This window comes from uncultured Dokdonia sp. (genome assembly GCF_937910895.1).
Lineage (GTDB): Bacteria > Bacteroidota > Bacteroidia > Flavobacteriales > Flavobacteriaceae > Dokdonia.
Genome location: NZ_CALEMI010000148.1, coordinates 1 through 13932 on the forward strand (window position 1 = coordinate 1; position 13932 = coordinate 13932).

Annotated in this window: 15 protein-coding genes; 5 read left to right on the forward strand and 10 right to left on the reverse strand. The window is 35.0% G+C overall.

Translation table 11 applies throughout. The features are described from left to right. The 4 genes from Q0505_RS17350 to Q0505_RS17365 all read right to left on the reverse strand — a co-directional run. The coding region (locus Q0505_RS17350) for a M14 family zinc carboxypeptidase (protein ID WP_299215594.1) at positions 1–2871 on the reverse strand (2871 nt) is incomplete at its 3' end. A 376-nt stretch (positions 2872–3247) separates the two neighbouring features. Next, complete coding sequence (locus Q0505_RS17355; RefSeq protein WP_299215596.1) at positions 3248–4111, reverse strand: OmpA family protein; 864 nt, start codon at positions 4109–4111, stop codon at positions 3248–3250. A 472-nt stretch (positions 4112–4583) separates the two neighbouring features. Continuing rightward, complete coding sequence (locus Q0505_RS17360) at positions 4584–5582, reverse strand: glycosyltransferase family 2 protein (RefSeq protein ID WP_299215598.1); 999 nt, start codon at positions 5580–5582, stop codon at positions 4584–4586. A 46-nt stretch (positions 5583–5628) separates the two neighbouring features. Next, positions 5629–6078 (reverse strand): type I restriction enzyme HsdR N-terminal domain-containing protein, encoded by a 450-nt coding sequence (locus Q0505_RS17365; protein ID WP_299215599.1) that lies wholly within the window; start codon positions 6076–6078, stop codon positions 5629–5631. 36 nt (positions 6079–6114) lie between these two features. Between Q0505_RS17365 and holA the strand changes: the two genes are divergently transcribed. Next, the gene (holA, locus tag Q0505_RS17370; protein WP_299215601.1) at positions 6115–7119 is read left to right on the forward strand and encodes a DNA polymerase III subunit delta; all 1005 of its coding nucleotides are present in this window, start codon (positions 6115–6117) and stop codon (positions 7117–7119) included. A 207-nt stretch (positions 7120–7326) separates the two neighbouring features. Here holA and Q0505_RS17375 read toward each other — a convergent pair whose 3' ends face one another. The 6 genes from Q0505_RS17375 to Q0505_RS17400 all read right to left on the reverse strand — a co-directional run bounded on the left by Q0505_RS17375 (position 7327) and on the right by Q0505_RS17400 (position 10603). Next, positions 7327–7617 carry a hypothetical protein gene (locus Q0505_RS17375; RefSeq protein ID WP_299215603.1) on the reverse strand — a complete coding sequence of 97 codons (291 nt, stop codon included), beginning with the start codon at positions 7615–7617 and terminating at the stop codon, positions 7327–7329. 120 nt (positions 7618–7737) lie between these two features. Further along, positions 7738–8235: a GTP-binding protein gene (locus tag Q0505_RS17380; protein WP_299215605.1), complete on the reverse strand. Its 498-nt coding sequence runs from the start codon at positions 8233–8235 to the stop codon at positions 7738–7740. Positions 8236–8394: 159 nt separating this feature from the next. Then, positions 8395–8748, reverse strand: coding sequence for a nuclear transport factor 2 family protein (locus Q0505_RS17385; protein ID WP_299215607.1), 354 nt, complete (start codon positions 8746–8748; stop codon positions 8395–8397). Between the two features lie 17 nt (positions 8749–8765). Beyond that, the gene (locus Q0505_RS17390; RefSeq protein ID WP_299215609.1) at positions 8766–9377 is read right to left on the reverse strand and encodes an SRPBCC family protein; all 612 of its coding nucleotides are present in this window, start codon (positions 9375–9377) and stop codon (positions 8766–8768) included. Positions 9378–9410: 33 nt separating this feature from the next. Then, positions 9411–9914, reverse strand: coding sequence for an SRPBCC family protein (locus tag Q0505_RS17395; RefSeq protein WP_299215611.1), 504 nt, complete (start codon positions 9912–9914; stop codon positions 9411–9413). Positions 9915–10096: 182 nt separating this feature from the next. After that, positions 10097–10603: an SRPBCC family protein gene (locus Q0505_RS17400; protein ID WP_299215613.1), complete on the reverse strand. Its 507-nt coding sequence runs from the start codon at positions 10601–10603 to the stop codon at positions 10097–10099. Positions 10604–10816: 213 nt separating this feature from the next. On the opposite strand from Q0505_RS17400, the gene Q0505_RS17405 reads away from it, so the two are divergent. The 4 genes from Q0505_RS17405 to Q0505_RS17420 form a co-directional block, all read left to right on the forward strand. Next, positions 10817–11695, forward strand: coding sequence for an RNA polymerase sigma factor (locus Q0505_RS17405; protein WP_299215615.1), 879 nt, complete (start codon positions 10817–10819; stop codon positions 11693–11695). Positions 11696–11707: 12 nt separating this feature from the next. Further along, a complete protein-coding gene (locus Q0505_RS17410) occupies positions 11708–12448 on the forward strand; it encodes an alpha/beta hydrolase-fold protein (RefSeq protein WP_299215617.1) in 741 nt (246 codons plus the stop codon). Positions 12449–12654: 206 nt separating this feature from the next. Next, positions 12655–13641 carry a GntR family transcriptional regulator gene (locus Q0505_RS17415; protein WP_299215619.1) on the forward strand — a complete coding sequence of 329 codons (987 nt, stop codon included), beginning with the start codon at positions 12655–12657 and terminating at the stop codon, positions 13639–13641. A 1-nt stretch (position 13642) separates the two neighbouring features. Further along, the coding region (locus Q0505_RS17420) for an FGGY family carbohydrate kinase (protein ID WP_299215621.1) at positions 13643–13932 on the forward strand (290 nt) is incomplete at its 3' end.

The following is a 13932-nucleotide window of genomic DNA, read 5'->3' on the forward strand; positions in this document are numbered from 1 at the left end:
AGAAACCTCTATCTCAAGGGTTCCCATATCAGCTCCAAACATATGATAATCGAATTCAAACACGGCATTTCTAACACCCGTGAGGTCAATACAAGGGCTTATTAATCTTGCTACGGCATTAAAACCAATAGCATTCGTATCTGAAGTAACTGCTGGATCTGTAGCCTCTAAATACAAATATTGATCACCACTTTTACCAGCACTTGGACCTGTCGGACCGCTAACAGTACCTCCTGTATTTAATGTCCAGTTATTATTACCATTGGGATTATTACCATCAGTAGTATCTTGCATCCATGCACCAAGACCTTGCGCTTCCAAACTGGTTGTAAAAGGAAAGGCATCTACGACTTCATTTGTACAAGCAAAAGTTTGATCTATAACAGAAACTTGGAAGTTATCAAAGGTGAATCCTTCAAAATTGGTATCATATCCATCTGCTCGGTTTGTAGAATCGGTATCAAATCTAAATCGGAAAATTACACTGTTATTTCCTACAATTCCTTCATTATTAAATTGATCCAATAAGAATTCTTCTAAAACCCATTTATCTACATCATCTGTAGCGGTTGCTGTATTTGTAACATTAGGATCTAAAACAAGATCACCATCATAAATTAGAGTTCCGTTATTTCCTTGATGAACTTGGTCTGAACCACTTTTATTCAAGTGAAAATTTCCTTGTTCTCCAGAAGGTACTTTGGTGTATTTTCCGCATAAAGCTACCCAAGTACTTCCTCCATTTATACTAGCTTCCAATTGTGCTAAATCAAAATTACGCTCAATATCCCATTTTGCATTAAAATGAATCACAGCACTATTTGCTGTAGATAAATCTACAGGTGTATCTAGTGTTACAAAACTTAAAATATTGTTTCCGTAAGGAGGAGAAGGGGTAGAGGTGATGGCATTGGTGCTTCCATTATATCCATCAGTCGTTCCTGACCACGTATTATTCGTACCACTTGTTGTCCAGTTACCAATTCCATCTCCATTTACAAGTACTGTTGGATTAAAATATTTAATATAATTTACTTGGTAAATGGTGTAGGTGTCATTACTTAAGCTAACTTGATATTCTATAGGATCGTTAGCAGCAATACCAGCATCTAATGTCAATGTAGCACTTGTAGCACGTTGTTCTAAAATATCCATTCCATTAAGAGAAGTTGCTCCAGGTTGTGTTACTCCCGTAATATTAGCAGATATTGGTGTGATTGTTAACGTTAAGTCACTAGCAGTTTGTCCTAGATATTCAACTTCAAAATCTAATTGTGGGTTTGTAGAAGTAAGATTTGTTTTTGTGAAATCGTGTAGTCTTGCATACTTTCCAGCGTATATAGAAGTCATCAAGTTCATACGCACAGCTCTTTGCGATACTCTGATGATATCTGTAGCAGCAGGCCAGAATTCATCTCCATTTTCAGGAGAGAACGTAATTACATTTTTTCCAGAACCACTAGCGGTATAGGATTGATTAAAACCTGGACTTCCTTGATTATCTCCATCATAATCTATTACCGTATTATAGGTTACATCCGGTCCGCCCAACATAAAATCATTGGTATCTCCATTGGCGTTTGTTAACGTATTTGGAGCAGAGCCGTGGATATATCTATTAAACCGAGTTGCATCATGCATTAGTTTTTGATACTCATCCTCACGATTGGATGGGGCCGCATTTGGATTTCCATTATAAGATGAGGTTACGATAGAGTTAAGACCAGAGTGATGATTAATTGCATACTTAAAGTCTCTTGATTGCACAAAATCTGCAAGAATTTGTGATTCTGGCTCAGATGAAGGAAAAGGACCTCTGTAAACATCACTAGATTGTGTTGGACTAGAACCTAAATTATCAAATCCCCAATAGTAAGCAGAATTTCTATTCAAATCCACTCCTCTTAATCTGTTAGCAGTACCCGTAGTTCCATTATCATTTACACCTGGGCGTAAGTTTTTACGTTGTAAACCACCTCCATTAGGAGCAATCACCTCATTCCATTTTACCCCATCAGGATTGGTAATAGGAATAAAATACATTTCTTGATTATCTACTAAGTTTCTTACCGCAGGATCTAATTCATAATTTTCTAATACCCACCACATATAGTAAATGACATTCATCATACTATTGACCTCACGTGCATGAGTCATTCCAGTGATAAGTGATTCTGGTTCGTTAGCTTCATCGATGTCTGGATTATCAGAGATTCGAACATACCATACGGTTTGTGGGTCAAAAGCAGTACCTGTTGTATTCCCATAAGTCTGCTGTCCAATAGGAGAAGCATCTTGACGCATGGAGATTAAATTAGGATACAGTGTACGCATTCTATCTAATTCGGCGATCATCTCATCTACTGTAAGACATCCTCCAAAAGAATTTCCTAGTCTAAAGTTTTGTGCTACCCAGTCTATCTCTTCGCACTCTTCGCGCTGTATAAAACTTTCTAAGCTAGCATCACCTGTACTTAAAGAAGCACGTTGTGCTCTTTCAGCAAGAGAGCGTTCTTTCATCTGGCGTAACTCAGTTTCTGCTTGCGCACGCGTTGCTTCATAACGCTCAACAAAAAATGTCGTTAAATCATCTTGAATAACTTCATAATTTAATCCAAGTTGATTTATAGCTTGTACTTCAGTATAATGAAGATCAAGACGTAAATTGTCTCCTTCAAATTTTGCTCCACAATGTAAGTCAATACCTATTTCTTGGATTGATCTAAGTTGTTCCGAAGATGGGGCTGTGATTAAAATACGTTTATCTGTATCTGTAGTACTATTTGCATCATCTTGAGCAAATAGGCCAATAATAGTACTTAACGATAACGCACAAGCGAGAGCCGTGCGTCTTAAAGTAGTTTTCTTCATAGTTTTAAAGTAGGTAATATGTATTAATCAATGTAATTTGGGGTTATTGTATATATATTAGTATGATTTGGGGTATGCTAAATTATATAAAGCGCTAATCTATATAAAAAAATTAAGTTAAAAGGGGTTGAGATGTTAAAATTGCGTATTTGGGCTTAATTTTTATGCTTTTCGTCGATGTTTTTGAATAAAACAAAGAATATGCCTCAGTAGAATTTAACAGATATCTATCTGTCTATTATATAATATACTCTTTTGAAAAGGAGATAGAAAGAGGATACAGACGTATAAATTCATAAACTATAAATTAGTTCTTAAAACAAAAAAACGGCTACCATAAGGCAGCCGTCTATAATATATATTTAAAAGAAATTTCTTAGTTTCCTCCTTCGGTTTCTAAGTTTTTCATTTCTTCTTCTATCATCGTGTAGAATTGATCAATTTTAGGAAGTACATAAATTTTTGTTCTTCTGTTAATCGATTTATTTTCTGCGCTGTCATTTGGTACAAGTGGCACATACTCACTTCTTCCTGCGGCAATAAGTTGTGCAGGGTTTGCACCAAGCTCCACAAGAGCACGTACAATAGCCGTAGCACGTTTCGCACTTAGATCCCAGTTATCTAATAAAACTCCTTTTTGATAAGGAACATTATCAGTGTGACCCTCTACCAATGCCTCAAAGTCTGGCTTACCATTAATAACGGTGGCTACCTTCCCTAAGATTTCTTTTGCTCTATCAGTAATGTTATAACTTCCACTTTTAAAGAGAACTTTATCAGAAAGAGATATAAATACCACACCTTTCTCAACATTGATCTCAATATCTTTGTCATTAAGACCAACTTCTCTTTTAAGACTTGTTACTAACGCTAGAGTGACACTATCTTTTTTGGTAAGGGCATCTTGCAAACGATTAATCTTTAAATCCTTTTCTTTAAGACTTTCTAAAGATTTCTCCAAATTTGTTGCTCCCTGCTTTGTGAGCATCGTTAAATCCTTAGAACTTTTAATAAGGTCTTCTCTATCTCTTCGTAATTCTGCAAGACGTTCTTCAAGAGAAGTCACACGAGTTGTTGCACTCGCTTTTTCTTCTAAACATGAATTTAATTTTACAGTTGCAGAGTTTAATAAATCTTGTGTTTCTTGCTGTCTTGCTTCAAGCGCTGCATATTCCTTTTTTGACACACAAGAAGCGAGTAATACTAAACAAGCACCACTAACTAATAGTATACGTTTCATAATTTTTTACTTTATTTTGGGTTTACTCAAAAGTACCAAAAATGGAAATGTTAAAATAGCTATTAACAATATTTTATTGATTTTATTAGTGAAACGTTGTTTTAAAAAGTAGCGAAGCGACGAATTTAAAACGACTAGTTGAACTAATCCCGCTTTTTCAGCGGGATCTAAGTCTTTTTCTAGTTATTTTAGATGGAGATTTTATACTTATAAACTAGCCTCAGAAATCAAAAAAATATATTCCATTACATGTTTACAGGACTTATCAAGAGGATTATTAGTGAAACGTTGTTTTAAAAAGTTGGAAAGCGACGAATTTAAAACGACTAGTTGAACTAATTCCACTTTTTCAGCGGGATCTAAGTCTTTTTCCAGTTATTTTAGATGAGGTATTTTATACTTGGAAACTAGCCTCAGAAATCAAAAAATATCATTTATATATGTTTATAGAACTTGCCCAAAATATTTTTTACTAAAGATCTCTGTACGACTTTTTCTTTTTTATAAAATACTCAAAAACAATAGAGTGAATCTGATAATAATCCTGACGTTGTTGTAGGATTTTTCGTTTTTTTAGTAAACTAGGTAAATGCTTATAAAAACTAAAATGTGCTTTTATGATAGCAACAAGATGTTTTGGTTTTCCTTCTAGCAAGAATTTTACTCCAGCGATGCCATCTAGTATCAAACGAAAGAAAATAAGTAAAATATAGGTTGGACTAGCGCTATTTTTCACAACGGCAAAAAGTGTATTCCTGAAATTATAAAAGGTTTTTGTAGGATTAGAAGCCGCAAGTGTGGCACCACCCAAATGAAATACCTCACTAGCTCCCACAGCAACAATTCTGTATCCTTTATTCTTAATACGCCAGCACAAGTCTATTTCTTCTTGATGTGCAAAAAAATCCTCATCCAGACCTCCTACTTCCCAATACTGCGCTGCTTTAATAAAAAGACAAGCCCCGCTTGCCCATTGTACGTCTACCGTATCATTATACTGACCTATATCTTCTTCACAACTATCAAAAATCCGTCCTCTACAATACGGATATCCTAAGGCATCTATATAGCCCCCAGCGGCACCCGCATATTCAAAATAGGTAGGACGCTTCAGGTCTTTGATCTTTGGTTGTGCGGCAACAATAGAAGAGGAGCTTTCAAAAACAGATAACATAGGCTCAAGCCACCCTTCTTTTACATCTACATCACTATTCAGTAATACATACACATCTGCTTCTACGTGGCGTAAGGCATCCTGATATCCTTTGGCATATCCTCCATTTTCTGCATTTTGAATAACCGTCACATCATTTGGGAAATAGTCGTTACAAAAGGCTACCGAAGTATCTGTCGAGGCATTGTCTGCTACATAAATAGTGGCTAGATGCGCACTATGTTGTACAACATTGCCTAAAAAACGTTCCAATAAAGGACGTCCATTCCAATTGAGTATAACGATGGCTGTTTTCACGGTGCAAATAAAAGGGTTTTCCGCTTTCGCGAAAGCATATAAAGCATCATTTTATAGTATATTTAGGTAATTCTTTAAGAAAGTGATATCGTTCTTGCTCAAAATCCATAGCACAAAAGTAGTGCTGTAGTCCATTAGTCACCATCAATAACTCTCCTTTTAATTGTAAATTATAGCGAGCAATCTGATCAAAGGTGGCTTGCGTAATCCCCACTTTGGGACGCTTACATTCTACCACCAAAAAAATACTCCCATCCGAATGAAAGACTACGACATCATATCGCTTTTTTGTATTGTAAATGTTAATTTCCTTTTCTACATTAATAAGACTCGTCGGATATCCTTTGGTTTGTATCAGGAATTGCAATACATGTTGTCGCACCCATTCTTCTGGAGTAAGATGTACAAATTTTTTACGTATAGGGTCAAAAATATACGGTTTGTTTTCGCTATTTTTGAGACGAAAGTCATACGCTGGAAATTCGAGTACTTGCATGACTGCAAATTACTTTTTTTATACTAAACATCCATAGTGCAAAACGCAAAAAATATACTATCAGACCTTCAAAATGGGATCATACATCCTGTGTACTTTTTAAGTGGCGAAGAGGCTTATTTTATAGATGAGATAGCAGACTATATAGAAGATTATATCCTTGAAGAGTCAGAAAAAGGATTTAATCAGATGGTCTTGTATGGTCGCGATGTGACGGTAGATGATATTGTAGGCAATGCAAAACGATACCCTATGATGGCAGAGCGCCAGGTAGTGATTGTAAAAGAAGCACAGGAGTTGTCACGTACGATAGACAAGTTAGCTTCCTATGTAGAAAATCCACAACCCTCTACAGTGCTGGTTATTTGCTATAAGTATAAAAAATTAGACAAAAGAAAAGGGCTCGCAAAAGCTCTCAAAAAGAATGGTGTCCACTACGAGAACAAAAAGCTGTATGAAAACCAAGTGAGTGATTGGTTACGAAGACTTGTCATACAGAAAGGCTATCATATTAATCCAAAAGCGGCACATATTCTGGTGGATTATTTAGGAACAGATCTCAGTAAAGTACATAATGAGATTAAAAAACTAATGCTGATACTTCCCAAAGGAAGTGAGATTACACCAGAAGCTATAGAGGAGAATATAGGAATTAGTAAAGATTTTAATAATTTTGAGCTTCGCAAGGCAGTAGGAGAGCGAGACATTGTTAAAGCACAACGTATTAGTCAATATTTTACACAAAACCCTAAAGACAATCCGCTAGTACTTACCATATCCTCTTTATATGGTTTTTTCTTTAATTTATTAAAATATCACGGACTCCCTCATAAAGATAAAGGCACGGTTTCCAAAGCTTTGGGTGTCAATCCTTATTTTGTAGGAGAATATACAACGGCGGCACAACATTATCCAATGAAGCAGGTGAGTGCAGCGATTTCCTTATTAAGAGAAGCCGATGTAAAAAGTAAAGGTGTAGGATCTAGTGCTTTTTCAACACCAGATTTATTAAAGGAACTCTTAGTGAAAATTATGGGATAGCACACTAGGTATATATACTTTATATACACTACCCCAGATTTAAAATTGTTAGTTTAAAGAAGTTATTGCCGTATTAGGGTTAATATGTTTACGCTTTCGTACTCCGAATAAGCTCAGCATAAACTTCTTTGTCATTAAATATGACGTGAAAGTGTATTTACCTATACACAATTATGCAACGACATTAGAATCTATCAAAGAAGTTCTCTATCGTGGTTGCTTTATCATTTCAATGTGGATAGTCCCATCAATTTTCATATCATATCCTTCATGTTGTGCTTTTACAATGAGTTCTGTAACTAATTTTCGGGATTCTTTTAGTTCTACAATTCTTAGTTCAGCATGTATCACACGCGGATCACTTTTATCTTGTATGTTTAAAATTTGAAGGCTATGAAATTTTATTTTGTCAGCAATTAACGATAGCAACACATCTGCCGAATTGATCGGAGAATACGTTCCCTCGACCAATTTAATTTGGTTAGTAATAAGATCCATTATGGGTTTGTTGTATTATGATACATAGTTTATGTTTCTGTTGGTAAAGTTATATTATTGGCTACATATTATAGATTCAGTTATTAATAAATAAGCAGATAATGTGTACATAATTCAAAACTAAATCGTACTGAAAATCTGCTTCATATAAGCATATAAAGATTGCATTTCTTGTTCGCCTTTCTTTTTTCCTAGTCTTCCTGCCACGTACAACCCAAACCATCCCACTATGAGAAGGAACATGGTGATTAAAGGAAATACGTATGGTTTTTGGAGGGAAATACTAGTATACAGCCATATAGCAGCAGCTATAAATAAAACAGCAATGACAAAATGAAAAAACATGAACATTGTCCATACCGTGGGGTTGGGACCAAAAAGCCCTTTTAAAATAGTACCGTTGGTTGGGTCTTCGGTAATTTCTAGGTGTAATTGTGGTGACCAGAAATGCTGTTTACTTTTTGGGATTCTAATAAACACATGACTATCTACGCGACTAATTTTAAAATCCTTTGAGGTCGTAGTTGCAATTTCAAAAGCGCTTAATACCTCTTCTGAGGTATAGGCTAGATTTTTTTCAAACCTAGGCCTAAGTACAATTTCATTGGAAAGTTGCATACAAGAGAGAATATACAACTAAGGTACATGTTTTAAGGGATTTTAAAAATAATGCCCTTCGTAAAATTGTACACTCTTTTGTGTATCAAACAAAAAATAGATGGTCTGCATTCTCATGCAAACCATCTAACTACCTAACCTAACCAAAACCACATTTTTCTAATAGAAAAATTGTTCAGAAACGATCTTACCGTTTTCTATTTTGTAAACAATAATCTCGTCTAATGACCATTTGTTTCCATCCTTGAGTGTGACGTTCATTTTGTAGGGTAATGCGATATAATCTTTGGCAATAATCGCATCTCCAACTTCCATTCCCTCTACATCCACAATATTTTCTGCCATTGCGACATCTTTAGCTTTTATAGCTTCAACACCTTTTATATCTGCGAAATATTCTGACTGTGGCTCTATATGGTGTGCATCTTTATGAAAAAGGACATCATAAACGGTTTCAAATTGTCCTTGTCTTAGTAAAGTGACTAACTTGTTTGCTATTTCTTGATTTGTCATTTTTTTTGTTTTTGTAATTAACTTTTTATTAGAGTAGGTTCTTGGTACTTGTCTTTTATTTCATCGTATTTTCCATTTACACCATTCACTTTTTCTCCAGTTTCCACATAGTGTTTTAAGCCTATTAAGGTTCCTTTGAGCGTTCTTTTAAACGGACCTTTAGCAAAGAATCCCATAAAAGCGGGTTTTGTTCTAAACTGAAATTTGTAAGACGCCGTGCTTGTTCCGTCACCGTTATCTTTTACACTATAAAAGGCTTGAGAATTGTCAAGGTTAAGTGGAAACTTAGCCGCATCTATAATGACATTTCTCATCTCCATTTTGTCGTTATCAATAGTAGCAATGCGCTCGTGCGACCACTGTGTCCCTTTTTCATTAAAGTAACATTTGCGTTCTGCTCCTAATGTTCCTTTTAGAGACCCATTCTCATAATTTGAAGCAAATATGTAGGGTGAGAAGTTGGCTATTTCTCCATAATCCAATACCATGGCTTCCCAAACACGTTCTGCAGGAGCATTGATTTTAAGTTCTACTTGAAGTGTTTTAAAATTCTTCTCCATTGATTGTGCAAAAGAGAGGGTAGTTGCCATGATTGTAATGACGGCTACTATGATAAATTTATTTTTCATTGTTATATGTTTTAGATTTATTGTGATTTAGGGTTATGCGGCTTTTCTGCCTTTTTTCTTGAAATAGTTGGCATCAGACTTCTTTTTTGCTTCAGACGGTTCTCCATTTTCTATAAAGTGTTTTAAGTCATCGATGGTCTGATAGATATCCTTTTTCATCTTTGGCTTGATAAGCCACCCCATCAGTAAACCAGGAATTGTTGCCAGCGTTGCATCAAGTTTCATAGTGACATCAGAGGTATTGACACTTGTCGAGGTTACTTTCCAATGTGCAGTTGCTGCTTTCATAATAAAGGGTGTATCATCCAAATGGTATTGTAATTCCATAGTTTTCTCGTTGACGTGATCTATGATTTCGCTTACGTCTCCAAAGGTGGTAGAACACGTCCTTCCTCCGTATGGTGATCCTACTACGTTACGGAATGCAGACTCGTTTACCGTACTTGCCCAATCGCAAGCCTGACCATAGTTTTTATACAACATTTCCCAGACGGTAATTGCTGATGCGTTAATTTGCACTGTCCTATTGACTTTCATATTGATATATTTTAATTATGCCTTTTCAACTTAGCTTCAGGCATCTTTCGCGAAAGCGATATAAAAAAGGTCACTTTCTTTGTTTACACTTTGATTCAGAAATTGCCTGTTTGTGACAAGTCAAAAAATAATTTTAAAAAATGCCCGTCATAACAACGAGCATTTTTATTGAGAACAAAAAATTAAGCGTCTTTTGCCATATTTGTGACAATCTCATTGACAGATGATTTCATAAAGGCAGTAAACTGTTGCTCGTTCATTTGCGGATTTTGCATAAACGCCTCATAGTTAGACCACCATACAATCATAGATTTATTATATCCTAAATCAATTACTTTGAAGTTGTTGATAAGACCTTTTACGGGTACACCTTCCACTACCGCATAGGTGTAGGTTCTATTGACATCATCATAAGCCAATATGTTTTCTTTAAATTGACCTTTTCCATCGGGTGTAGAACATACACGAGATGCGCCAGCACCTGCTTGACCAATGACTTTTACTTGATCTATAGTTTGTGTGTATTTTGAGAAATCTAGATTTCGTACGATTTTCCAAACATCATCTGCACTTTTCTCAACGATTTGAGTGTGTACTAATTTAGCATCGGCATTTTGTGCAGAAGCATTTGTGTTATTGAACCCAAAAGCAAATAAGAATGCAAAGGCTACTAATTTTAAAGTTTTCATTGTATGTTTATTTAAAAGTTATGCCCTTTTGATGCAGTAATAGTTCATGTGTGACGAGTTGTAATATTTTTTTTGCTATCGTTTATATTGAGCGTAGCCGAAATAGGGAAGCGAACTCTTACATATTTACTTATTTTTGAAATCATTACTAATATTACTTCTAGTTGTCACACCTTGCAAAAAATGGTATCTAATTAGTAAAATAACAAGACAATGGATAATCCTTTTTTAAAAGTATATACAGGTGAGAAGACAGATGCAACACTTGTTGCCGATGCTCAAAGCGGAAGTAAACAAGCACTAGAAGAGCTTTTATTGAAGCATCAACCCTTTATTTATAACGTAGCTTGGAAAATGGTACGTCATCCAGCCGATGCTAAAGATTTGACACAAGAAGCATTGATAAAAATTGTTACGAATCTGAGTAAGTTTCAAGGAAAAAGTAAATTCTCAACATGGTGTTATCGGATTGTTGTTAATCATTTTTTAGCCTCAAAACGCAAAGCTAGTGAAGCAGTCTTTACCAGCTTTGACGTACACGCAAATGCACTAGAAAATACTCCTGATACAACCATGACGGATGCTGAAAAAAAAGCCAATGAAAAATTGATCAAGGAGATGAATTATTCTTGTATGAGTGGTATGTTACTTTGTTTAAATAGAGACCAGCGTATCGTTTATATTTTAGGAGAAATGTTTGATGCAGACCAAACTATTGGCTCTGAAATTCTAAATATTTCAAAAGATAATTATAGAAAGAAACTCTCGCGAGCACGCAAGGATATGTTTAATTATATGAATAATAAATGTGGACTAGTCAATAAAGATAATCCGTGTCGATGTCATAAAAAAGTACAGTTTGCGATCGATAATAAAATTATAGACGCAAAAAATTTACTTTTTAATCGAGACGAATTTTCTAACTTCAAAGATGTAATTAAGCCAGATGCCGATTTTATGATAGAAACGGTTGAAGATAAGTTTGATGAACTATACAGGCAAATGCCTTTTAAAAAGGATTTTGATAAGAAAACTTTTCTTCAGGATATTATTAATGACAAGAAGATTAATCAAGCCATGAGATTGAATTAAATTCAGTATCCAATGAATCAATTTACTTCAATCAAAACATTTTTAGTACTACTAATCCCTATATTGATAAGCCAATGTGAGGAAGCTGTTTCTGTAAAAAAATCGTTTGTTATAGATAGCAAGATCCTTTCTGAGAAGATTTCGATTACGACTTATGGTATCTTTCCTGATGATGAAAATATTCCTATTGTCTATATCACAGATGGACAGAAAATGATTGAAAATGGTGCTTTAGATAGAATTAAGGAACTTACAGATCAAAGAAAAATACCAGAGGCATATTATGTTTTTGTAAGTACTATACATCCAGAAACCAATCAGGATCAGCGCAACACCTACTTTTTTTGTAATGATAAGTATATTCGATTTTTTGAAGAAGAATTAATACCTCTTGAAGGTTCGCTTTCGCTAAAAGTAAAACAACGGAGTCTCATAGGGATTTCCTTTGGTGGTCTTAGTGCTGCCTATTTTTCTGGAAAAACTACTTTATTTCAGAACTATGCTTTGTTGTCACCCATTACGTATCCTTGCAAAGAAGCACTTTCCGCTATTGCTTTTTCAGAGAATAAAAATCTAAACATTTTTATTTCTACAGGAACCCATGATGCTGAGAACTATGTGGGTCCATTGTATCAGCTCTATACATCTAAAGGGTTTCATGTAAAGCAAATTAAGACAGAAGGAGCGCATGACTTTGATAATTGGAACGGTCAATGGGAAGAAGTGTTGAATTTTTTAAACACTAAAAAATAAAGCTCTATATAATATTATACTTATTATTTCTAATTCCTCATAATATCTCTTGCCAGAATAATTAAGCCATAAAAAAAAGATTAAATATTTTCTTCAAAGCTGTCAAAGTAATTTTTTGTATTACAAAAGGTCTCAATATTGATCGATTCTTAAATTTTATTTCATAAGTTTACATACCGGAACAGAACAGTATGGATGTAAAAGAAATGATAGTATCGATTGATCACCAAAGCGATATTCCAAAATATCAACAAATTGTTACCGCTATCAGTGATGCGGTAGGAGAGGATGTGTTGAAAAAGGGCGAGGCATTACCTTCGGTAAATACCATCTGCAAAGCAAATCAACTTTCTAGAGATACGGTCTTTAAAGCGTATTCTATTTTAAAAGAAAATGGCATTGTAGCATCGGTACCTAATAAAGGATATTATGTAGCGACTGAAACAAAGAAAGTACTGCTAGTACTCGATACCTTTAAGGCATATAAAGAAGTCCTATATCACTCCTTTGTAAATAATGTACCTGACACCATCAGTACCGATGTGCAATTTCATCATTATAATATAGATAACTTTAAAACGATCATCAACAACAGTGTAGGGAAGTACTACAAATACATTGTGATGAATTTTGATCATAAAGAAGTAGCCGAAACTGTATCTAAAATCAGTTCCGATAAATTGTTATTGATCGATTGGAATATATTTTCAACTTCAGAAAATAATTATGTTTTTCAAGATTTCGGCACCTCGTTTTACGAATCCCTCAAAGGCGCTACCGATCTATTTCGAAAGTATAAACGAATAGATTTTCTATACCCAACCTTTAGTGATCATCCTGCGGAAACGATTGTTTTCTTTGAAAAATTTTGTAAAGATTTTCAGTTTGATTTCAAAGTGATGACCAATCCAAAAGAGTTCAAAATAGAAAAAGACATTGCGTATATAAGCGTAAGTGATCGTATGCTAGGTAGATTCTTAGAGCAATGTAGAGATCATGATTTTGAGCCAGGGGTAGATGTAGGTTTTCTATCTTATAACGAGACTCCTATGAAAAAATTTATTTATAAAGGAATCTCCGTCATTTCAACAGATTTTAAAGAACTAGGAACCAAAGCCGCACAGTTCATTACACAAGAGGAACCCATGCAACATTATGTTCCGACGACATTAACCTTGAGAGAATCCCTGTAATATGTATTATTTAGGTTTAGATATAGGAAGTTCGTCTGTTAAGGTAGCTTTGGTAGAAGCCGCTACAGGAAAAAACATACTGAGTGTGCATGAGCCATCCAATGAAATGGAGATTCAATCGATACACTCAGACTGGGCAGAACAAGATCCAGATGCTTGGTGGCGATACGCCTGTGTCGCAATCAAACGAGTCATTTCTGAAACACATATAGATGTTAGCAACATTACTGCATTAGGAATCTCCTACCAAATGCATGGGCTAGTCATTGTGGATGATCAAGGTCGCCCACT